The organism is Curtobacterium sp. MCLR17_032 (assembly GCF_003234795.2).
In the GTDB taxonomy this organism is placed as follows: domain Bacteria; phylum Actinomycetota; class Actinomycetes; order Actinomycetales; family Microbacteriaceae; genus Curtobacterium.
In genome coordinates this window covers 1,796,716-1,818,323 of the sequence record NZ_CP126268.1, presented here as the reverse complement: position 1 = coordinate 1,818,323, position 21,608 = coordinate 1,796,716, and the positions used below count along the sequence as shown (strand labels likewise).

Below are 21,608 nucleotides of genomic sequence, written 5' to 3'. Positions count from 1 at the left end.
CGGGATCCGTCGGCGTCAGCCGCAGAACTCGTAGGGCGGTGCTGCCTGCTGTCCGACCCAGACCAGGGCGACGTGCTCGCCGTCCCGACCGAGCTGGAAGGTGATGTGCCGCGAGCCGGCGTCGATCGTCCACGTTGTCGGCACCGCGGCCTGCTCCCCCGATGACGCGCTCGGCAGCGCCGCCAGGTCGGGGTGGGCTGCCTTGAGCTCCGCGAGACTGCTGCCGACACCCGTGCCCGCCGAGGTCTCCGGTCCGGTGACCGACGTCGCAGTCGTCTGCGGACCGCCGATCTCGACGCCCGTGACCGTGCCGTCGCGGTCCTCGACGATGAGGCCCGGACTGGCCTCACGGTGCCAGAACGAGGTGGCCGGAGACGCGGGGCAACCGCTGGAGTCCCGCGTGTAGGCGGCGCGGAGGTCGTCGACCTCGGCGGAGGTGCTGCCCCCGAGGGCGATCGGGCCGACCTCGTCCCCGGAGATCGTCCACGTGTCGGGGTCGGACAGCGCGAAGGGGCTGCCTGACGCTGTCGGTGTCGGCGAGGTCGTCGGCGTGGGGGTCGCCCCCGTGTCCGACGACGTCGATGTGGGCGCCGTCGCCGTCGCCGTCGCCGTCACGGTCGCCGTCGGCGATGCGCTGTCCGACGCGCTCGGATCGACGGACGAGCAAGCGGTGGTCGACACGAGCGTGGCGACCACCGCCGCGATGCCCAGTCCTCGGACGGCACGGCGGAAGGCGGTCCGGTCGGTGATCGAGAAGTCCCCCATGTGGCCGACGGTACCCGCGGAACCCCAGCGGTGGATTCGTTCGAGTCTTCGAAGCACGACACGCACTCCTCGCCCGGACTTCCCAGCACGACCGCCCACGCTGGGCCTGACGCGCCGCCCATCGGGGGGCGGACCCGCCGCGTCGGACGACGTCACGAGGAGTCTGCAGTGCACAACGACGGAACCGACACCTGTCCCCACCACATGGACGGCGAGCTGCCAGCCGGAGGTGACCACCTCGGCGGGTCGTTCGGCGACGCGCCGACGCTCGAGAGCTGGTACCCGCAGCGCCTCCGGGTCGAGCTGCTGCACCGGAACGGCATCGACGCCGACCCGCTGGGTGCCGACTTCGACTACGCCGCGGCCTTCGCCACGATCGACCTCGACGAGCTCAAGCGTGAGATCACCACGCTGCTGACGACGTCGGTCGACTGGTGGCCGGCCGACTACGGCAACTACGGACCGCAGATGGTCCGGATGGCCTGGCACGCGGCCGGTACCTACCGCATCGCCGACGGCCGCGGTGGCGCCGGGACGGCCATGCAGCGCTTCGCCCCGATCGGCAGCTGGTGGGACAACGGCAACACCGACAAGTCCCGGCGGCTGCTGCAGCCGATCAAGCGGAAGTACGGCAACGCCCTGTCCTGGGCGGACCTGATGGTGTTGACCGGCAACTGCTCGCTGGAGCTGATGGGACTGCCCACCTACGGCTTCGGCGGCGGACGGCTGGACGCGTGGGAGCCGGACGACGGCACGTGGTGGGGCCCCGAGGTGTGGGACCCGCACCAGGCACACCAGGGCGACGACATGGTCTCGCGTGACGAGCGGTGGACCGGACGGAACGGTGACGCCGACTACGACCTGCAGAGCCCGCTCGCCGCGTCGCACCAGGCACTCATCTACGTGAACCCCGAGGGACCGTACGCGAACGGCGACCCGATGGGCTCGGCTCGTGACATCCGCATCACCTTCACGCGGATGGCGATGAACGACGAGGAGACCGTCGCGCTCATCGCCGGCGGGCACGCGTTCGGCAAGAGCCACGGCCAGGTGCCCGCATCGGACATCGGGCCCTCCCCCGAGCTCGCACCGATCGAGTCGATGGGCCTCGGCTGGCACAACCCGGTCGGCACCGGCAACGGGCAGTACACCTCCACGAACGGCATCGAGGGCAGCTGGACCCCGAACCCGACGCAGTGGGACAACACCTACCTGGAGAACCTGTTCCGGTACGACTTCGAGCAGACGAAGAGCCCGGCCGGTGCACTGCAGTGGACCCCGACCGACCCGGACGCCCCGAAGACGCCCGACGCGCACGTGCCCGGGCAGATGAACCCCCTGATGATGATGACCTCGGACATCGCACTGAAGGTCGACCCGGCTTACCGGGAGGTCTGCGAGCGCTTCCTCGCCGACTTCGACCTCTTCACGCTCGCGTTCTCGAAGGCCTGGTACAAGCTGACGCACCGCGACATGGGGCCGAAGCACCGCTACCTCGGCCCGGAGGTCACGATCGCCGATGACCTGCTCTGGCAGGACCCGCTGCCCGAGAACGAGGGCGCACCCCTCGACGCGTCCGACGTCGCGGCGCTGCAGCAGGCGACGCTCGCCACCGGTCAGTCCGTCTCCGACCTCGTCTTCACGGCGTTCTCGGCGGCCTCGACCTACCGCGACAGTGACAAGCGCGGTGGCGCGAACGGCGGCCGCCTTGCTCTGGCACCGCAGAAGGACTGGGCGGTGAACCGTCGCACGGTCCCCGTGATCGCCGCCCTGCGCCAGGTGCAGGCGGACTTCGCCCGGACCTCCGGCAAGCAGGTGTCCCTGGCCGACCTCATCGTCCTGGGCGGGTGCGCGGCGGTCGAGCAGGCCGCACGGGCCGCCGGTACGGAGACGAGCGTGCCGTTCACCCCCGGCCGCGTCGACACCACCCAGGAGCTCACCGACATCGAGATGTTCGAGTGGCTCCGACCGGTCGCGGACGGGTTCCGGAACTTCCTGTCGCCGCGCTTCGCCGAGTTCGCGCCCGGGGTCGCCCCCGAGTCCGTGTTCCTGGACAAGGCGAACCTGCTCACGCTCACCGCTCCGGAGTGGACCGTGCTCACCGCCGGACTCCGCTCCCTCGGCGCGAACTGGGACGGCTCGGACACCGGCGTGCTCACCGACCGGGTCGGCGTGCTCAGCACCGACTGGTTCGTGCACCTCACCGACACGGACCTCGACTGGACGCCGGACGACGAGTCGGAGACGACCTTCACCGGTCGGACGAAGGCCACCGGCGAGGCTCGCTTCACCGCCACCCGGCACGACCTGTTGTTCGGCTCGAACGCGCAGCTGCGGTCGATCGTCGACGCCTACGTGGGTCCCGACGGCCAGGAGCGCTTCGTCAGCGACTTCGTCCGCGTCTGGGACAAGGTCATGATGCTCGACCGCTTCGACGTCAAGGGGCACCGCCGGTACGGACCGATGGCGGCCTGACCGCGTCGGGTCGCGGACGCGACCACCTGACGGACGGGAGGCCCGGTGCCAGCTGGTACCGGGCCTCCCGTCCGTCGTCGGTGCGGGTGACCGAGAGCGATCCGACGGGTGACGTGGGCGGGCAGTCGTGCCACGCTGGAGGGCATGACGACCGACCTGGTGGAGCGCGGGGTGCGGGCGGCGTGACCGCGACGGACGGACGACGGGCGACCCGGCTGCGCGTGAGCCGGGCGCTGATCGCTGCCGCTGCCCTGTCGTGGGTGCCGTCGCTGGTGGTGGTGTTCGTGCGGACGACCTGGACCGGTGCGCCGACGCGGATCCCGGTGCACTGGTCGGGAGCCGGCGCCGACCAGTGGGGCTCGGCGTCGTCGCTGTTCTGGACGCTGCTCGTGCCGGGGTTGGCCGGCGCGGTCCTCTGCTCGGTGCTCGCCGTACCGCTGTCGTCCGACGTCAGCCGCCTCGGTGCCGCCGGGGTCCTGGGCGGCATCACCGCCGGGACCGGAGCGATCACGACCGTGTGGGTCGCGGCACTGCTGAGCGCCGCCCGTGCGCCGGCACCGTTCCTCGTCGTGCTGGGCGCAGTCGTCTGGGGTGGCCTGGTGTTCGGCGTGTGTCTGCTCCGAGGAGCGGGAAGGTCGACCTCGGACACGACGGCGGTCGACGGCTAGGGGCCGGCCCCGTCACGCAGCCGGCTGTCGGTGCGCGACCTCGGCCGTGTCGAACGCCGCCAGGAAACGGAGCCGTCGCCGGTCCTGCACCACCGCGGTGACGACCGCGGCGACGACGAGCCCGACGGCGACGACGAAGAGGACGATGGTGAAGCTCTCCACCTCGGTGCCGCCGAGCATCCGGGCCGCCTGGTTCATCCCGATCGAGAGCCCGAGGCCGGCGTTCTGCACCGCATCGACCACGATGCTGTCCCGCGACCCGCGGGCGTACTCCTCCGCCACGCGCCGATCATCCTCGGTCAGTCCGTCGACGGACCCGCGCCGCACCGCCCGACGCAGCCGACGGATTGCCTGGACGTCCCCGAAGCGCCGACCGTTGGACCAGCTCGTCCCGAGCGACGCCCGCAGCGTGAACGCCGTGACCACGACGGCGAGGCCGGCGATCGAGGACCCGAACGCCACCGATCGCCAGTCGAACCCGGCGGCCAGGCTGATGAGCAGGCTCCCCAGGACGGCAGCGCTCAGTCCGACCACGAGCAGGCGGGTGACGACGACCCGCTTCACCAGGCGTCCGTCCCCGTTCGTCACGCTGTGCACGGTGCCCCCTCGGCCTCGGTCGTCCCGAGCCTACGCAGTGGCCGGCAGGGCAGTCCCTCACCAGGTGGCGGAGGAGCCCGGTGCTCCTTCATGGCGGAACAGACGATGGGTGCATCTGGTCGCAACGTCAAAACGGAGCCGGAAAACACGAAGACCCCCGGTTTCCCGGGGGTCTTCGTTCTGTGGGCGATACTGGGATCGAACCAGTGACCTCTTCCGTGTCAGGGAAATGCATCACCCGGGAACCCGTCCGTCGTCACTGACATCTGGCCGGAGTTCCGTGCCGGTGGGGGCTTCCGAGTGGAACCGACATCAACGGTGATGAACGGCTGTGCGTGCAGATTCGTGCCAAGAACCGTGCCAAGTTCTGTCAGTGAGACGGTGTCGTTCGGCATCAGACCGGTGGGCGGCGACGGCCCGCGCGGACGTCCTGCCAGAAGTCAAGAGCCTGCTCTGACGTCCAGTAGTCGTCGAGCAGAGGGGCGTCACAGGGCATCATCCACCCGAGGACAGAGGCAGCTTGCCACGGCGAGAGGATCTCAGCCTGGCGAACGACGGCGGTCCAGGTCGGAGAGAGCGTCAGTCGGAGGACAGCTCGAGGCTCGTCGCGCAGTGCGATGCGCTCGTACAACGACACGTCCCCGGTGTCGTCTCGGAGTTCGACGATGACGCCGTAGCCGGCACCGAGGGAGAGCACCTGCGCTCGCCCGCGTACAGCGGCGTCTTCGGCGTCGGTGTCGCGACACTCGATGATGAGCAGTTCCCCGCCCGGACCGAGCGAGTGAGCGCGGAGCGCCTCGCGCAGGAGGGACCACGGGAGCTCGCGCCATTCGGTGCCCGACGCGCCGTCCAACATGACGAGGACACCACCCCAGTGCTCGATCGTCTTTTCGGGGTGTACCTCGGTCAACGTGTCATCTCCGTTCCGGAACCCCGTCCTTGACGGACGTCGTCCTCGGCGCATCTATGCGCGGAGCGAGGCGACCCACGTCGATTCACCAGAACTCGATGACGCCTGCATCAGCGAGCAGCCGCAAGCACGCATCGGGCGCTCCGCAAACCCGCTCGGCGAGACCCCTCGGGAGCGGTCGGTCACCGAACTGCGTATCTGTCAGGTACAGCGGCGGGACTCCTAGCCACCGCGATGGAAGCGACCCGTCGAAGTGGGTGTCCTTCGGTGCTGCGTAGAGCCGGTGCTGCGAAGCGGACATCCTGTGGGCAGCGACGCACCGCCGGATCTGCTCGTAGTGCGCTCGCTCCGCGGCCTGAGCGGCCTCAGCAGTCCGGGCGGCGAAGTCTGCCCGAGTGGTCGCGCCCGGGAACAACCACTTCACTGCGGTCGTCGCATCGTCCACGACCGCGCAGTCTCTGCCACAGCTGATGATGAGCGTGGTCACCGGGACTCCAACCGCGGTCGTGAGGTCGATGGGTTCGGTTGCGAGCTCGGCTCCCGGGCAGCGCGGAGGTCCTGAGGTGAACCGAGAGAAGCGGGTCGTGCTGGACATGCCCAACACGATGCGGCGAAACCCGTGTCGATCCAGCCCCTGGCTTGCGAAGATCACGACTGACGCTCAACGCGTGGAGCGGTCTGACAAGACAACCGGATCCGCAGCCTGCTGCGGAAGTAGGGCCCCTTCTCTTCTTCTTCTTAACTTCTTGAACAGTGAAAGAGATCTGAAGAAGAAGAGAGGTACATCTGCCCTCCCAGCCCCTCGTACATACACATCTCCTATCCATACCTCCTACCCCGCTCGGCGAGGGACGAGATGCAGCTGGTGATCCCCCGCCGATCGGCGACCCAGTGCGGATCCGGCTGCCTTCTGACCATGAAGTCGACGGGCAAGCCGGGTTCGCGGACCGGGCGGTGACCGCTGCTACTCCCCGCTCCCACTGTTTTCGCCGCATACATGTCGGTGAGGTCGTCAACAGGTCGGCCCAGACCATCAGGAGCCCCAGATGACCACCAGCACGAAGAACGTCCCCGTGGCCGAGACCATGACCCTCCGCGAGCTCGCCGATGCCGTCGGAGTCGCCATGGGGAGCGCCTACGCGTGGTCGTCGAAGGGCAAGCTGCCCGTCGGTACCTACCGGGACGAGACCGGGAAACTGCGCATCCCCCGCACCAGCGCCGCACCGTTCATCGAAGAACGTCGATCCGACAAGCGCCGGTTCTACGGCTACGGCATCGAACCCTTCCCGGACGACGTCGAGACCGTGGACCTCGCGTGGATCGCTGCGCAGCTGAACATCACACAGCGACGTGTCTGGGTGCTCAGCTCCGAGGGCGCACTTCCCGACTCGGCCCGCCGGATCGGTAACTCGATCCAGGTCCCGATCGACGACGCTCGCCAGTTCGTCGAGGAACGCCGCATCACCCGCCGCCGACCGTTCCCACGTCACCGCCAGCCGGATCGTTCCTCTGTCGGCCTGGGGTGGATCGCTGACGAGATCGGAGTGCCGCGCCGAGCGCTCTACTACATCATCAACGTCGTGCCGCTGCCGGACTCGGCGTACTACGTCGGCAACGAGTTCCGTGTGCCGAGACTCGACGCCGAGAGCTGGGTCCGTACGTTCTGCGACGGACTCGACGACGACACGGCGACCGCCCGTCGAACGCGCCGAGTCTGGGAACGAGCACTGGGCTCCGCCTCGGCGCGAGAGGAGTGACCGAGTCTCCCTCAGGCCACTTCGTCGACGTAGGCCGGCTGGCTGTACGAACGTCCCTGCCACCGCACTTCGAGCGGCCACCAGCCGCCTCGTGTGACGACACCTCGCTCACCACTGCGAACGAAGGACCGGCTCACGCCACCGTGGTCCTGGACGGCGACGACCAGCGAACCTGCCTGCACCATGTCTGCTCCTCCTCCGAACCGTCGTTCGGTTCAAGGGAGGTATGCGCGGACGCCAGGCCTACTGTGCGATTCAAACGTCAGAGGTCTTGAGGGGTCTCGTCAATGAGATCTGGCACCACACCCGTCGGGACGGGGCTGTGGTGCACCAGGTGCTCCGCCACAATCCCGAGGACTTTGCCCCGCCCTTCGACGCATCCCGGGAGTACACCGTGCCCGGGCTACAGCGCCATCACCTGGCTCTGAACTAATCGGCTCTCACTTGTTGGCCGCCGCGGCCGGCGCTTTCTTCTCCTGGCGGGGTCGCTGAACATCCGAGCTTGCGCCCACAGGGCTACGCGGAGCCCAACAATGGTCAATGCCAGCGCGGCAAGGGCGGCTGGTCGGGCAGCTGGACCGAAAAACGGTGCGATGGCGGAGAGCACCGAACCTACGTCGAGCGCCAAACGCGGACCCTACGCCGAGGCGGTTCGTGCGGTCCTCGAACCCGGTCACCGGAGCGTCCTCTGGAAGCGGCAGAGTGTGAGGACGTCTGCGGCGACGTGCAGCTCCATGCCGGCACCGGCCAGCAGTACCGGTGCGGCGCTGACACCGGCGATGGCCGGCACGCACCCCAGCAGCGCCCACGATCGCGAATGACAGGTACCGGACGAGCACCGCCACCCTGCCAGCCTTCGACGGGCGGAACTCGTCGGGTGCGAGAACAGCACCGGGCCGCGCAACCGGTGCGAGTCGATGCGGGTCGTCGGGTGCGCCGGCGGCCGGGCCGCCATTGACGGCTCGGTCATGCCAAAGCTAGGCGCGGGAAGGCGACGACGGGCGGGCGTCGGAAGGGCCGCTGCAACCGTTCGTCATCGACGGCGGCGGGCGACGGCGGTTTCGACGGGCACGGTGATGAGCGACACGGCGTACAGCACAGCGCAAGTGGCGAACACCACGGCGGCGGTGGGCCGGCCGATGGTCAGCCACAGGAAGATGCCGGCGGGGAGCGCCAGCGAGAAGACGAGGCCGATGATGAGGGAGACGGGGCCGGGTGCCTTCGTCGTCTTCGTCAGGTGGGCGATGGCCTTGTCGTTGATGCGCATGCCCTTGGTATGCGCGGACATGACCGAAGTTGTGCGGTGCGGCTACTTCGTTGGAGCGGACCGGTCGTCCATGTCCTTGACCCACTTGTCCGTCGGCGCCCACCCGCCCGTGCGACTCATCGCGAACCGGCGGAGCACCTCCCGTCGCGCTGACGACTGCCACTTCACCCGCTGCCAGTCGTCCAGGTCGCGGAGGTCGGTGATGAAGTGCCCCGCGGTCTGGTCGAGGAGCGCGTACGCGGACCGCCACTCCTCCGCCACTCGACCCGGGGCCCACGCCAGGGCGAGGCCGGCGCCGCCGTCGGCGTCCGACGTCATGCGGCTTCGGATGAACGCTTCGACGACCGGTCTCCGCGACATCGGCTTCGCCGCCCGGATCCCGGGGTCGGCGATGGCTTCCCGGATGAGCTGCTGCGCGAGTTGCTGCCGCTCCCGGCGTTCCCGAGCCTCCTTCTCGTCAGCGTCCTCCTGCTGTTGTTCGAGCTCGACCTCCATGTCCCGCCACCAGCTGGCCTTCGCCCAGAAGATGTACGACGTCCCGGCGACGTGCCACCGGACGAGGACACCGGTGCGGTCCCCGTCGTGGCTGGCGGCGGCGTTCCGGATGCTGGCCGGAACCTCGTCGAGGTCAACGTCGAGGAACTCCGCCGCGTCGAAGAAGTCCTCCTCGATGCTCACGAACGCCGCCCCGGACGCGACCGCAACATCGAGCGCGTCATCGAGGGACACCTCCGGCGCGGAGAAGAACACGTCCGGGTCCTTCATCACCGCCGGCAACACCCGCAGCCCCCGCGCAGACGCTTCCAACGGCGCCCGGTCGAACAGCGCCTGCAGCTCCTCAGCGGTGACGGCCGGGTCTGATTCGTCGGTCATGAGGAGACCGTAGTGGGGGCGGTTGCGGTCCTGCTGCTTCCGGCTTGGTGCGACGGTCTTCGGTCACTCGTTCCGCTTGATCGAGCGCGACCCTCGATGAGAGCCGGTGGGGCCGCTCGTCGTCTCTTCCCGATCGGGGTGTCAGACCATCCACTTCTCATCGACTGCTCGCGCAACGTCGACGTCCAATCGCTTGGCGTTGAGCAGTGTCTGCACGAGCACGTCTGCCAGTTCGTGCTCGAGGTCGGTGCGCAGTTGCTGCTCGCTTCTGCCCTTGTCCCGCGCTTGCCCGTTGTAGGCAAGGTACGCCTGGGTGAGCTCTCCGACCTCCTCGTTGAGCTTGAGGACGAACCAGTCATCTGTACGTCAGTTGGCGTGCCGGTTGGCGTAGTGGGCAGAGACCGCCTCGACGTCTTCGGTGAGTGCGCTGATGTCCATGATGCTGCTATGCCCCCAGTGCCCCCAGTGCCCTCGGACGTCTGAGGTGAGGAGGTTGTGTTCGACGTTGTCGGAGAGCTCGTTGTGAATGGCGCCGGCGAAGAACTGCTTCGCGGCGAGGTTGACGAGGTGTTCGACGGCGGCGTCGGGGTTCGGGTGTTCCGGGTTCCAGTGGTCGTGGAGGAACGCCCGGAGGTACCCGGTCTCGTGGAGGATGACGACGCCGATGTGTTCGTGCTGGTCGCCGAGTTCGAGGATGGCGTGGAACACTGCCGGCTCAGTGGCGTCGTCGGAAGTTGGTTCCAGGTGCACGTCGCCGTTGCCGGGCCAGGTGCTCTCCGGTGAAGGCACGTCGATGGTGTGCAGGTGCGGGACGGTTTCGTCGTCGGTGGAGTCGATGACGCCGGTGGCGATGTACCCGTCGATGACTTCGTGGATGCGGGCGTGCATGTCCGGTTCGTACGGCCACCACCGCTGGTGGACGGTGCGGAGCCATTCCTGTCGGGCGGGTTCAGCTTCCGCGGAGGTGCCGACGAGCTGCGGCGCGGTGCCGGGAGCGCCGACGACTTTGTAGGTGATGTCGTGGCATTCGATGGTGATGGTGCCGTTGCTTTCGTCCGCGTGGACGTCGTGCACGTCTTCCGGAGCGCCAGCCCACACGTCTGCGGGGAGCATCGGCGGGAGGGTGAACGGCACGGCGATGGGCCCGTGGGTGATGGCGTGCTCGAACGCGGGGCCGAGGTTCACGTCCATGAGGCGGGAGCCGACCGGCGGTGCGCCGGGCCCGCCGTTCATCGTAATGTCGTAGACGTTCTCCGGGTCGGCGTTCATCGACGCCTGCACGGTGGTGTCCGCCTACGGTGCGAACGACAGCCCTTCCTGGTCGTACTCGGTGAACGGGATGTTCCAGGTGGACGGGTCGATGAGCACCATCGCGGAGGACCGTCCGGCGGGGCTGTTGCTCAGCGCGGAGATGATGACCGGGGTGAGTTCGTGGAGGTCCCGGTACTCGTCCTTGATGGCGATGCGGTCGATGGTGAACAGGTCCGGCTTGCCGAGCAGGTCCCGGGCGCGGGTGAACAGCTCCCAGAAGGATCCGCCGGCGGGGTGGTGGATGGGCAGCGCCGACCGGTAGTCGCCGAGGAACTGGAACACGTCGAAGTTGCCCATGACGGTGTCGAACGAGTCCGGCGCGTACAGCGTGTACGCGGTGCACCGGCCGATGACGACACCGTGCGACGAGTACCCCTCGGTCGGCACGCGGAGCTCCGCTACAGACCGCTGCATCCGACCGCCGGTGAACGACCGGCCGTCCTCATCGACGGTCAACGACAGGTCGAGTCGGAGCTGCCGGTCCCACGCGTCGTAGACGGACTGGGCGGTGGCGGCGGTGTCGTCGTCAGTCATCGAAGCCGACGGTAGCGGGCAGCACCGACTGGAGTGCCCCTCGTCTGATGTCGCCAGATATCTTCGCAGTCATGTGGACGTCGGACAACAAGTGGCTGCCGAGCAGTGAACGCGGGCAGCGGGTGTTCAAGTGGGCCGTATGGATCGCGACGCCGATCGTGGCTGTGTTCATCATCGTCCTCGGCGTGCAGTTCGGGTGGAAGCGCTAGCGCCGACCCCCACCTGACGACTGTGCCGTTGGACACAGTTGGTCCTCCCGACGGATGTGCCGACCGGCCGCTGCCGGCACAGTGGGGTGGTGAGGGGAATCCGTTGGGTCGCGGCTGCGGTCGTGGGGGCTGCAGCCGCGACCACGCTCACCGGGTGCGGTGCCGGGTCGTGGTGTTCCCCGTTGGAGCCCGGCCCGTCGGTGACAGCGGAGTACGCACCGACGGCGGGAAGGCTCGAAGCGCTGCCGGGTGTGACGAAGGTCACCGCGTCGTACTGGCAGCCGGACGACTCCCACTGCGTGTCCCGGGAGTACCTGAAGACGGCGGCCTGGTCGGCGGACTTCGCCGTGCAGGTCCGGGCCGGGTTCACCCTCGAGGAAGTCCGCGCGGTCCGCACAGCGCTCGGGGCATCGACGGCGACGGTCACCGCCGCCGCGGGTGACGGGCTCGCCGCGTGGGAGCTCACGCTGACGAACCCGTCCGGCGCGACACCGACGGCGCCGCTGCTGGTGGACGAGCAGGGGTACCGGCTGGTGACCGCCGCGGCCGCGATCCCGGACGTCACCGTCGCCCAGCAGGGCAACTCCACGACCATCCGCGTGCGGACACCGGAGTCCATGCCCGCGGCCGCCGCGTGGCTGCGGACGCATCTCGACGGTGATGACTCGTCGGTGTACGTCGGGACGGCGAAGACGTGGACTACGTACGTGTCCGTCACCGGGTTGTCGCCTGTGACGGAGGAGACCGTCGAGACGGCGGCGCAGGTCGCCGCAGCCCATCCGGACGTCCGCAGGTTGTCCGTGTCCGGGTCGTTGGTGACCGCGGTCGTCCCGACGGAGCGTCAGGCGAAGCAGGTTGTCGCCGAGTTCGAGCGGACGCCCGCCGACTCGGACCGTCAGCGAGTGTCCGCGTGGTGGCCGGACGGGAACGGCCATGAAGTGTCCGGCCGGGTCGGTTCCGCCCGGTGACCTGTCGGCCGGTCGTGGGACGCTGAACCCATGACTGACATGGTGGCGTTGGCGCGGGACGTGGCCACCCGTGCGCACGACGGGCAGACGGACAAGGTCGGCCGGCCGTACATCGAGCATCCCGCCGCGGTCGCGGCCCGGGTGTCCACCGTGGACGAGCAGGTCGTCGGCTGGTTGCACGACGTCGTCGAGGACACGGACATCACTCTCGCCGAGCTCCGGTCGATGGGGTTCACCGCCGAGCAGGTGCTCGCGGTGGACGCGATGACGAAGCGTCGCGGGGAAACGCTGACCGACTCGATGGCGCGGGTCATGGCCGACCCGATCGCCCCTCGGGTGAAGCGGGCCGACGTCAGCCACAACGCCGACCCCGGCCGGCTCGCGCTGGTGTCCGACGACGCGACCCGAGCCCGGCTGCAAGCGAAGTACGAACGAACCGCCGGACTGCTCGGCACAACGCTGTCGGGCATCCTCGCCGAGTTTGGGGTGCCGTCGCGGCTCGTGTGAGTCAGCGGCGCAGTGCTGGCTTCGCGATGTCGGTAGCCAGAGCGTCGCGCAGACGCTGCTCGGTGACGTTCCGGTCGGTCAGCCACGGGATGCTACTGACAAGTTCGTTGGCGAGTTCTTCGACGCTCGCCGCCAGGAGGACACGGCGGCCGAGTGCGGGCGTCATGAACACGGTCTGCGCGTGCCGGTTGTGCCACATGTCGTAGGCGCGGTACCCGGCCTCACCTTCGGCTTCTGCCTGCTGTTGCAGGGCGGTGATGTGGGCGCTGCGTTGCTGTTCGAGCGCGGCGGTGACCTGCACGATGCGGAGACGGCTCTCCCACCGCAGTGGGACCTCTGGTGCGAGGGCGAACGCGGCGACGTTGATGCCGTACTCGCGGCGGATGCTCCCGACCGACTCGGAGACCCACTTCGGGAACTGCCCGGGTAGCAGGTACAGGTCGCCGAAGATGAGGTCGTCGAGGGATGCCGGCGCCGGTGAACAGGTGACTGTTCCGACTGGTGACTGGCTCGGGGTTTGGTCGAGGTACTCGTCGAGGCCAAGCCCGATCTGCCGCCACCACGGTGTGGGCTTCTGCACCTCGACGCCGAGTTGCAGGACGAGCGCTCGAGACGCGTCTTGGTACGCGTCAAGTGTCTCGCGCAGCGACCGTTCGACGTCGTCCCAGGTCAGCGGCTTCTCCCGCCGCGAGCCAGGGATGTAGCCGCCCGCGTCGCGGCGGACGGTGAAGTCCGTGAGCGCCTGCACTCGGACCCGCTCGACCGCGTCGTCGAAGCGAGCACCGGCGGGACTTCGACGGCTCGTACGGAGACGAGACTCGGCGGTCGCCGGATGGTCGCGCCAAGCGAGTCTGTCCATCGCAGCATGTGGTGAAGCGTCCTTCCGGTCCGCTGCCACTATGCGCGGTGGACGGCGGACGCAGCAGTCCCACGTTCGGGTTCCGCGGCACCGTGGCGCGTCCGCGGTCGCGGTGTCCCGTCGGTGCACTTCGCGGGCCGCTTCGTGGCCCGCGGTCCGGCGGTAGCCGCGTGGGGTGTGGCGAGATTCCGGGCGGCGCTTTCCCGGGACAGGAGCAGAGGAATTGAGGAGGGAAGGACGGGCGAGACGTCGGACATGTGGAAGGTGAGAAGAACCACCTGACCTAAGCCTCCACGACGACTCGGTGACCTGACCTTCGAAGCAGAAAGCAGCGGGACAAGCCGACGTCCGCCCGCGACTTCGTCACAAGCGAGCGGACGCTACGTTCACGGACCGGCAGCCGGGGCGGGTCAGCGGGGCGGACTCTGTCCGGGTCCGCTGGCGCGTCCCCGGCGTTGCCGGTGCGTATTCGGAGTGTCCGCGTGACGTCTGCTTGTCCCGCTGTCCGCTTCGCTCCCAGCGGGTGGTGGCTGGTGCGCCGTCTCGACGTGGGCGTCTCGTCGGCCGGGCTCGCTCGTTCCTCGCTCGCGCTCCCCTGCGGGTCGCGGGATTCGCTGGGGTTTGTCCCCCTGCGCCGACCTGCCATCGAGGAAGGCACGACGATGCAGACGACGAACCCGCCCGCGGGAGCACCAGACCACGGGGTGCCAGAGCGCCGAGACCAATCTGACGGGACTCCGTTGGACGAACTGGTCTTCGTGCTGGATCCCGACCAGTGCTGGTCCCATCTGCGCAGCGCGCGAACAGCGCGCATCGCATCCCGAACCGACGAGTCGCTGGAGGTCATCCCGTTGAACTTCGTCGCCGAGGACCGGCGGCTGTTCTTCGGGACGTCGAGCAACGTCATCCTCGGCGCCGTATACGGAGGACGTGAGATCGTCATGGAGATGGACGAGCACGACGGTTTGACAGCGTGGAGCGTTGTTGTGCGAGGCACAGTCCACATCCCCGACGCGAAACGTCACCGCTTGGCGGATGCGGTCGATGCTCGCCACGCCGAAACGAGCCACCATCGTGCTGGAGCCGACCAGCATCACGAGGCGGCTCTTCAACCAAGCTGCTCCATGAACGCAGTCAGCGACGACGAACGGTCCGCACCACCGCTCATTCGGCCGTCGCTGTCACCCCTGGAGCAACGCACCTCGAGATAGTCGCAACTTCGCTCGGCGACGAGCATCGGGGCGACGACGCAAGGCGGTGCGAACCAGGACACGAGACGAGCGCATGACCGGACACGGGACACGGGACACGGGACATGCTTCCGCACGCTGGGTCGGAGGTCGGCCACTACGCCGTGGAAGTGAGAGAGGCCTACGGGGTGAATCGGCTGGCCTCACGGGCGGAATTGGGCCCATCTCGACGGCGTCCTCGACTGTGACCTCCGCCCATTTTCGACGCCACGGCAGTGCCTTCGCGTCGTCCGCTGATGGTGCCCTTAAGACGGAATCGGCTAGCCGACAACGATGTGCGCCGAGACCGACTCTGGAACCCGTGCTCGGCCTCCCAAGCAAGCGAGCCGGCGCCCTTTGACCCCGAGTAGTTGACGCGCAGCTGCCGGCTCAGGTCAGGCGGTGATCCACAACGAGCGCGTTGGTCTCGTCACTTGAGTCGGCCACGCCCCGACGTCGATCCGGACCGATCTTCGTGAGCTCCCGAGAGCGGCAACGACCAGGCTCGCTGATGGAGCACCTGCACGCGCCACAGTGCACGGTCCGCGCATACTCCGAGACGTGCAGACAGAAGAAGCCGCCCGTCGCCGAACAGGCCTGAAGGAAGCCTGCCGTGTGGTCGAAAGACTCGCGTTGTTGCTGTCCGAGAACAGCCCCCATGAGGAGCTCGCGCTCGAAGGTGTCCGCCGCGCTCGTCGCGTCGAGCGCATCGCCACCGAAGCAGACACTCGTCTCGCCATGGCGGCGGCGCAGCTGACACTGGAACGGGCTCTGGCTCTCCTGCAAGTCGGCGCAGAGCGGGGCATCGCCACAATCGAGTTCTTCATCGCGGTGGTGGTGAGCCTCGGCCCTGGGACGACCGCGCAATCGCCCTCCCCTTTCCTGCAGATGCACGAGGAAGCTCGAAGGCTGACGGCGGAACTCGCACCGCTCCTGCGCAACGCGGACGAATCTGATCCGGTCGTTCAAGCACTGAACGCGGTCCAGCAGGAACTATGGGCTACCGCTGCAACCGAAACGGCCGCCATCGCCGTCACGCGGAGACGCCTCAGGACGAGATGCGCGGCCCTTCGGAGAATGCTTCGTTGAAGGCGATGGATGCGAGACCGGTCGGTCCGGGACGCAGAGCGGCGCAGCACCGTTAGACAAGGCGGGTCGGGTCCCCCCCCGCCTCCGCCGTCATCGCCGTCACCGAGGAGGACATCGAGGTCGCCGCTCGTGAGGACGGGGATACCGAACAGGCCTGCCATCGCGCGGACCGCATCGTCGTTCGAGATGATCGCCCAATCGTCACCGAAGAGACCTTCGTTCTCTTCACCCACGGCGTCCAGAGCACACGCTACGAGCATCGGGTCGGCGTTGCCCTTGCCGCTGTAGAGATTGACCAGGCGCACGTCGTCGACGGCCACACGCTCCATGACTTCCTGGAGGCGCTGCAACACCCTTCCGGTCGTTCGGTACTCGAGCGCAACGAGGGACCCCGCGTCCTGGAGGAAACGAGCTTCGTGCAACACCTCTGAAGGGACACGACAGTGCTCGCGGATGAAGGACCTGGACCGCTCTTCCGCGGTGAGACGCGAAAGGACGTTGTTGTCGAGGAGGTACCGGTGACCCATCATCCGAGTGCTTCTCGGAAGTCGCGGATCTGGTGCGGCCTGATCTTGTTCGCGCACACGGCTCGGCAGAAATCGCCAGGCGAGACTTGCCCGGCGTCCAGTGCCCTGACCATACGGGCCGAGAACGCCCTGCCGTTATAGGTACGGATACCGTTCACTGGCTTGGGCTGTTGTGCTCGACTGGGCGGCCGGGCGGCGAATTCTCGACCGAGGGCGTTCAGGTGGGCACTGGCAATCGCCGGGCTCACGAGACGCAATCGCTGTGCTCGGACGACCAGGGCGCTCGGCGTCACCTTGAATCGATCCGCGCCGGTCCGCACATCCTCGAGCGTCTCCAGGTCGAGGGCGCGAACGGCAGCCTCTGGCATGAGGATCTCGCCGACGATGTCGTACTCGCGGCCAGGCCCGACGGCAGGACTCCGGCCGTCGTACGTCACCGGGGCGAAGATGCCCCGGGCGACGAGAACGGCGAGCAACGTCAACGTGAATAGCTGCCGCCCCTCCGGCTCCTGGTCGTCCCCGTGGTCCCCGCGTGCGAGGAAGATGTACGGGACCTTCTTGTCCTTCACGGTCAGCCCGCTGAACTTCACCTCGATGAGCTGTGGCATGAACCCGCGAACGCTGAGCGAGACGAGGACTTGCCGCGCTTCCAGTCGCTCGGTCATGATCTCGAGCGCGCGCTTCTTCGTCCGCGCCTGGGCGAGGGTGTCGCGTTCGAGCCCGAGAACGTCGAGCAGCACCCGAGCGTCTTCCGCCGCCGTACCTCGCGGATTCTTGAGCAGGCCCACGATCCGGTTGTCCTCGAGCTCAGGGTCGTGCTTCCGGAGCAGCATCTGCTTCCGGATGAGGTCCTTGATGATGAGCTCGACGTCCTTCACATCGATTGTCGTCCGAGAATTGAGCGCAAACGTCTCCTTACTCACACCCTGGAGGAGTTTGGCCGTCTTGGTCGCGATCTGCGCACGGACGTAGTCGTGAGGAGCGAAGAACAGCGGGTACGGGATGTCCGCCTTCCGCGACAGCTCGACGAGGTCACCGAACGTGATCTCGGCGCGGTCGAGAGCTTGCCGGTAGGGAGCGCGGCCACTGACGACGGAGTTCTCGAAGAGGTCCTCGAACACTCGACGGTCGATCATGGTCCGGGTGCTGTTCAGCGCCACCGCAATCCATCGGACGGTCTCGAGCTGCTCGCCTCGTGGCTGCTCCGTCCCCATCCCTCGACGATCACTCATTCATGCGGCTACCGCGACCCCGTGTTCGAGGCACGAAATCGACTAGGACCAGCACCTCCCGATCGATGTCTCCGCGAGCTGCGCCGTACTGATCAGATCGCGAACCACCCGCCGTCCGACGGCAGCATCCGACTACGCGACGTTCGTCAACACGCTCACCTTCACCCCGCCCGTGGAGTGACCAACGCCGGAGGGACGGCCAAGCGCCGTCCCTCCCGCCCCCAACATCACCGACACGAATCGGGGAACAGACACCACGACCATCACCAGCCGACGAGACCCGTCTGCGAGTAGAGAGCCAGGTGCAGCAACGAGATGTCGCTGTACCCCAGGGTCGGCTTCGGATGGGCATGATCGCGTCGAAATCCACCAGATCCAGGTACCTGAAAGCCGATTGACCGCCATCGTTCGCGACAATGGCGCGGACCTCGGGTTCTCGCAGGGGGGTGTCCAACTCGCCGCGATCTGGGCTGGAACAGCAGCACTCCACCATCTGCTGTGGCCAGCCTGCAGCAGCGGTTCACGACGGACCCGGAACCCCATCCGCTCGAACAGACGTTCTGTGTGTTCGACGTTCGCTTCGTACTCGGGAAGAAGCGGCGCGGACAACGAGGCGATGACGACGAGATCCCCAGGCTGAAGGGCACGAGGACGAAGAAGCTGACGCACGGATTCACACACCGTCCGTTGCGGTCGGCGCAGTGACCATCAGTCGAGCGTGGTCGACGTCGAGGACGGCGTGAGTGCCGAGTGGCAGGGTGACGAGGTCCTCAATGTGCCCGAGAGGCAAGCCACCGAGGACAGGGACGCCGAGCGCATTCAGGTGGTCACGGAGGGTATCGAGGATCGTCCAGCCTCGGTCCTCGTAGTCGGCGAACTGGTCGATGCTCCCGAGCGCGACGCCGGCAACACCGTCCAGCGCTCCGGAGTACCGCAGCTGCGTCAGCGCCCGATCGACAATCCCCAGCCCCGCAGCGCGGTTGATCTCGAGGAGGACGATCCTGCCCGCGAGGTCGAGGTCCACGACCCCGACCGACCGCGCCAGCATCTCGAGGTTCCCACCAAAGAGCGTCCCCTCGACGCGTCCCGTCGTGGTGAGCTCAGCAGACAAGGCGCGAGTGTCAGCGTCGACGACGGTGCGGGCGCCCTCCATGAGTAGCCGTCGGACGTGGTCAGCGTGGGCGCCGGCGATCGCGCCGTGCAGCGTCGGGACGCCGGCAGCATCCCAGACACAGTGCAGGGCGGTGATGTCGCTGTATCCGACCAGCAGCTTGGGGTCAGCGCGGAGCGCGTCGGTATCAACGAGCGGAGCGATTCGGAAGCTGCCGCAGCCTCCGGTGGAAGCGATCACGGCACGAACCGCCGGGTCTCGAATCACGTTGTTCAGGTCTGCGATCCGGTCGGCATCGGTGCCGGCGAGGTAGCCGCGGTGATCGAGCGCGTGCGGCGCAACGACTGCTCGAAGGCCCCATGATTCGACCTGATCAGCGATCCAGCCAGGTACGGAGTCTTCCGGCCACGACGCTGGCGAAACGATCGCGACGGTGTCACCAGGGGCCAGCGTGCGAGGTTCAAGCATCGTTGCTTCCATGCCTCCGGACCCTATCCAGTACCTCCGTGGTCGCGTTTGGATAGCCGATCCCTCACGGGGCGTGCAGTTCGAGATAGTCGAGGGCCTGACGGACTGTTTCCTCGAGGGGGCGGGTGCTGTCGATGACGAGCCGATCGTCCGTGCGGGGCTCGTACTCGTCGGCGGTGCGCTGTACTTCGTCCCACGTCGGCAAGGTGAACCCAGGCAGATCGTTCGCCCGCTGTTCCACACGGCGACGGTGCTCGTCGACGTCCGCACACACAACCTCGATGACACGCAGCGGTACCCCGGCAACATCCGCGGTCGACGCCCAACCAGCCCGAGCGGGTTCAACGCCGCTCACCGCGTCCGCGATGACCACCTGACCGCGCCGCAGATTCGCTACCGCGATGGCATGCATGATCGAGTACGCGGCGATTCCTGACTGCTCACGCGGGATCTGGTACTTCCACATCGCGCCCTCGATCGCATCAACGCGAAGCGTCAGCGAGGGCGTCAACTCCGCAATCGCAGCAGACAGCGTCGACTTCCCTGCGCCGGGAAGACCACAAACCTGAACCAGCATCGACAACTCCTTCGTTGGCCGTAGCTCCTTGTCTATAGGGCAGCGACGTGCAGCACCAGGGAAGGTGAGCAGCCTCACGACGGAAGCTGCCGACTACCGCGGGACGAAATGACGGCGGACGACGCCAACTGCAGCGCCATCAGGGTCGAACGCTGATCACCTTGTCGGTAGGTAGCCCGCCGGCGCTGTTGCCCTTCACGTACGAGGCGATCCAGATCATCTTCGTGCGCACATTGCCGAACTCGTCTCGGCCGAGCGAGGCGTACGGCTGGTGTCGCCAGTGTCCGCGCACGCTCCAGGCGGGCCGGTCCTCTGAATTGCTGGGATCGTCGTGTCGGTACACCTGCGCATGCTCGGTTCCTGCCTGCACGCGAACGATCACCAGATCGCCCGCGCCGGTTCCGGTGCCGGTGCCGACGGGGCCTGCTTCGAGGCCAGGCCGCCGGTCCGATTCGGTGACGTCCCCCTGCGCCATGAGCGCCCAGACAGCCGCGAGGAGCTTCTGCTCTGGTCGGGTCTCATCCCAGACGGGTACGAACGGCAGTCGGCCGGAGAGGCGCTCCCCCACCTCCTTTGCATCGTTCCCGCGTCCTGCAGCGAACGTGCGCATGCGCCAGACAACCTCGCCCTGTCGGTACCAGACCGCTCGCACGTAACGCTCGGTGCCGTCAGGACGGTGCATGATCACCGGCCGGGCGAAGACCCAGAGACCGTTGATGTGCACCGGCAGGGGGTCGAGCTGCTCGTCACCGTCCAGGCTGTCAACGGCGAGCTGCAACAACTCCTCGTGCAGCAGGAACGACTCCTCTGGCCTGTCCCGGGGCGCACTCACGCTCCGCACGAGGTGCGGCACATCCATCGGTACGAACGTCTCCCCACGGCGAGCCAGGCGTGCGGGCGGGGTGTCGAGTACACGCGCCGTTACTGGGATCTCAGCCAGCGTGCTGGCATGAAGGAACGGCCCCTGCGTGTTCTTCCTCACGGCTTTGAAGGACTGGTGAAACCACGCCCGCTGCCGGCGCACATCGATGACGATGAACACGTTCGCCGGCACCAGTCCCCGCTCGCGGTACCGACGGTCCAGTAGCCGGAGCCCCTCGACGAGCTTGGTGCGGCTGACACCGCTACCCGCCGGAGGCGCCCACCGCTCGCCCTGCAGCGTGCAGAGCCCGTACTCCGGGTCCTTCGCGACGTCGTGAAAGACGACTACCGGGTCCTCGATTGCCACACTGCTGCTAACAAGCAAATCGTACAAACCCGGGATCATGCCCCGGATCGCAGCATCCCGCTCAACCACCATGAGATTGCGCGGCATCGGGCGCACCGGGCCGCGGGGCTTCGACTTCGTGTCCGGACGTTCCGTCCGGGGCTCGGGCGATGCCACTCTCCGCGGAGTCCGCGCAGTGGTCGGCGGCGTCGCAGATTGCACCCCAAGCGCGCGCCGAAGTCGGGCGGCGGTTTCTGCATCGATTCGCTGCTCTGGGGCGTCGATCGTCGATCCCAGTCCATGCAAGACTCGCAGAGCGGTGGTTGTGTCAACGCCGGCCTCTTGCGCGACCTGGAAGACGTGCGGATTCCCCATGTTCCGATCATCGCGCAGACCCAGGACATCTCGCTCACCGCGATCAACGGTCTGAAATGGCCGGACCTCGGCTGTCGGAAAGTGCCATCAGCT

Annotated in this window: 22 protein-coding genes and 1 pseudogene; 8 read left to right on the top strand and 15 right to left on the bottom strand. The window is 67.7% G+C overall.

What is annotated here, in order from left to right; translation table 11 throughout:
* Positions 1 to 15: 15 nt before the first annotated feature.
* On the bottom strand, positions 16 to 765 hold the full coding sequence (locus tag DEI97_RS08590) for a hypothetical protein (RefSeq protein WP_111073410.1): 750 nt from the start codon (positions 763 to 765) through the stop codon (positions 16 to 18).
* Between the two features lie 168 nt (positions 766 to 933).
* Here DEI97_RS08590 and katG point away from each other — a divergent pair, with 168 nt between their 5' ends.
* Complete coding sequence (gene katG, locus DEI97_RS08585) at positions 934 to 3,240, top strand: catalase/peroxidase HPI (protein ID WP_220039163.1); 2,307 nt, start codon at positions 934 to 936, stop codon at positions 3,238 to 3,240.
* 182 nt (positions 3,241 to 3,422) lie between these two features.
* A complete protein-coding gene (locus DEI97_RS08580; protein ID WP_111073408.1) occupies positions 3,423 to 3,908 on the top strand; it encodes a hypothetical protein in 486 nt (161 codons plus the stop codon).
* Between the two features lie 12 nt (positions 3,909 to 3,920).
* Here DEI97_RS08580 and DEI97_RS08575 read toward each other — a convergent pair whose 3' ends face one another.
* The 3 genes from DEI97_RS08575 to DEI97_RS08565 all read right to left on the bottom strand — a co-directional run bounded on the left by DEI97_RS08575 (position 3,921) and on the right by DEI97_RS08565 (position 5,902).
* Positions 3,921 to 4,496 (bottom strand): hypothetical protein, encoded by a 576-nt coding sequence (locus DEI97_RS08575; protein WP_146248044.1) that lies wholly within the window; start codon positions 4,494 to 4,496, stop codon positions 3,921 to 3,923.
* A gap of 403 nt (positions 4,497 to 4,899) precedes the next feature.
* Positions 4,900 to 5,415: a hypothetical protein gene (locus tag DEI97_RS08570; protein WP_111073406.1), complete on the bottom strand. Its 516-nt coding sequence runs from the start codon at positions 5,413 to 5,415 to the stop codon at positions 4,900 to 4,902.
* Between the two features lie 85 nt (positions 5,416 to 5,500).
* Positions 5,501 to 5,902 (bottom strand): hypothetical protein, encoded by a 402-nt coding sequence (locus DEI97_RS08565; protein ID WP_111073405.1) that lies wholly within the window; start codon positions 5,900 to 5,902, stop codon positions 5,501 to 5,503.
* 559 nt (positions 5,903 to 6,461) lie between these two features.
* Between DEI97_RS08565 and DEI97_RS08560 the strand changes: the two genes are divergently transcribed.
* Positions 6,462 to 7,172: a hypothetical protein gene (locus tag DEI97_RS08560; RefSeq protein ID WP_111073404.1), complete on the top strand. Its 711-nt coding sequence runs from the start codon at positions 6,462 to 6,464 to the stop codon at positions 7,170 to 7,172.
* A 1,033-nt stretch (positions 7,173 to 8,205) separates the two neighbouring features.
* Here DEI97_RS08560 and DEI97_RS08555 read toward each other — a convergent pair.
* The 5 genes and pseudogenes from DEI97_RS08555 to DEI97_RS08540 form a co-directional block, all read right to left on the bottom strand.
* Positions 8,206 to 8,460 carry a hypothetical protein gene (locus DEI97_RS08555; protein ID WP_111073402.1) on the bottom strand — a complete coding sequence of 85 codons (255 nt, stop codon included), beginning with the start codon at positions 8,458 to 8,460 and terminating at the stop codon, positions 8,206 to 8,208.
* A gap of 21 nt (positions 8,461 to 8,481) precedes the next feature.
* On the bottom strand, positions 8,482 to 9,312 hold the full coding sequence (locus tag DEI97_RS08550; protein WP_111073401.1) for a hypothetical protein: 831 nt from the start codon (positions 9,310 to 9,312) through the stop codon (positions 8,482 to 8,484).
* A 141-nt stretch (positions 9,313 to 9,453) separates the two neighbouring features.
* Positions 9,454 to 9,648, bottom strand: a pseudogene (locus tag DEI97_RS17790) (nucleoside triphosphate pyrophosphohydrolase family protein); the annotation flags it as partial.
* Between the two features lie 30 nt (positions 9,649 to 9,678).
* Positions 9,679 to 10,581, bottom strand: coding sequence for a hypothetical protein (locus tag DEI97_RS08545; RefSeq protein WP_220039162.1), 903 nt, complete (start codon positions 10,579 to 10,581; stop codon positions 9,679 to 9,681).
* 24 nt (positions 10,582 to 10,605) lie between these two features.
* Positions 10,606 to 11,157, bottom strand: coding sequence for a hypothetical protein (locus tag DEI97_RS08540; protein WP_111073400.1), 552 nt, complete (start codon positions 11,155 to 11,157; stop codon positions 10,606 to 10,608).
* A 71-nt stretch (positions 11,158 to 11,228) separates the two neighbouring features.
* Between DEI97_RS08540 and DEI97_RS08535 the strand changes: the two genes are divergently transcribed.
* The 3 genes from DEI97_RS08535 (at position 11,229) to DEI97_RS08525 (ending at position 12,841) form a co-directional block, all read left to right on the top strand.
* Complete coding sequence (locus DEI97_RS08535; RefSeq protein ID WP_181439112.1) at positions 11,229 to 11,366, top strand: hypothetical protein; 138 nt, start codon at positions 11,229 to 11,231, stop codon at positions 11,364 to 11,366.
* 251 nt (positions 11,367 to 11,617) lie between these two features.
* Complete coding sequence (locus DEI97_RS08530; protein ID WP_111073399.1) at positions 11,618 to 12,334, top strand: hypothetical protein; 717 nt, start codon at positions 11,618 to 11,620, stop codon at positions 12,332 to 12,334.
* Between the two features lie 30 nt (positions 12,335 to 12,364).
* On the top strand, positions 12,365 to 12,841 hold the full coding sequence (locus tag DEI97_RS08525; RefSeq protein ID WP_111073398.1) for an HD domain-containing protein: 477 nt from the start codon (positions 12,365 to 12,367) through the stop codon (positions 12,839 to 12,841).
* A gap of 1 nt (position 12,842) precedes the next feature.
* Here DEI97_RS08525 and DEI97_RS08520 read toward each other — a convergent pair whose 3' ends face one another.
* Positions 12,843 to 13,589 carry a hypothetical protein gene (locus DEI97_RS08520; RefSeq protein ID WP_111073397.1) on the bottom strand — a complete coding sequence of 249 codons (747 nt, stop codon included), beginning with the start codon at positions 13,587 to 13,589 and terminating at the stop codon, positions 12,843 to 12,845.
* Positions 13,590 to 14,440: 851 nt separating this feature from the next.
* Between DEI97_RS08520 and DEI97_RS08515 the strand changes: the two genes are divergently transcribed.
* Both DEI97_RS08515 and DEI97_RS08510 read left to right on the top strand, forming a co-directional pair.
* Positions 14,441 to 14,911: a pyridoxamine 5'-phosphate oxidase family protein gene (locus DEI97_RS08515; RefSeq protein ID WP_181439111.1), complete on the top strand. Its 471-nt coding sequence runs from the start codon at positions 14,441 to 14,443 to the stop codon at positions 14,909 to 14,911.
* 579 nt (positions 14,912 to 15,490) lie between these two features.
* On the top strand, positions 15,491 to 16,018 hold the full coding sequence (locus tag DEI97_RS08510) for a hypothetical protein (RefSeq protein ID WP_146248041.1): 528 nt from the start codon (positions 15,491 to 15,493) through the stop codon (positions 16,016 to 16,018).
* 526 nt (positions 16,019 to 16,544) lie between these two features.
* On the opposite strand, the gene DEI97_RS08505 is transcribed toward DEI97_RS08510, so the two are convergent.
* The 5 genes from DEI97_RS08505 to DEI97_RS08490 form a co-directional block, all read right to left on the bottom strand.
* Positions 16,545 to 17,759 (bottom strand): hypothetical protein, encoded by a 1,215-nt coding sequence (locus tag DEI97_RS08505; protein WP_111073393.1) that lies wholly within the window; start codon positions 17,757 to 17,759, stop codon positions 16,545 to 16,547.
* A gap of 281 nt (positions 17,760 to 18,040) precedes the next feature.
* The gene (locus DEI97_RS17720; protein ID WP_349814970.1) at positions 18,041 to 18,262 is read right to left on the bottom strand and encodes an LD-carboxypeptidase; all 222 of its coding nucleotides are present in this window, start codon (positions 18,260 to 18,262) and stop codon (positions 18,041 to 18,043) included.
* A 188-nt stretch (positions 18,263 to 18,450) separates the two neighbouring features.
* Positions 18,451 to 19,368, bottom strand: a complete 918-nt coding sequence (locus DEI97_RS08500) for a S66 peptidase family protein (RefSeq protein ID WP_111073392.1) — start codon at positions 19,366 to 19,368, stop codon at positions 18,451 to 18,453.
* Between the two features lie 52 nt (positions 19,369 to 19,420).
* Positions 19,421 to 19,933, bottom strand: a complete 513-nt coding sequence (locus DEI97_RS08495) for a P-loop nucleotide/nucleoside kinase family protein (RefSeq protein WP_111073391.1) — start codon at positions 19,931 to 19,933, stop codon at positions 19,421 to 19,423.
* Positions 19,934 to 20,072: 139 nt separating this feature from the next.
* The gene (locus DEI97_RS08490; protein ID WP_146248040.1) at positions 20,073 to 21,515 is read right to left on the bottom strand and encodes a hypothetical protein; all 1,443 of its coding nucleotides are present in this window, start codon (positions 21,513 to 21,515) and stop codon (positions 20,073 to 20,075) included.
* Between the last annotated feature and the right edge of the window lie 93 nt (positions 21,516 to 21,608).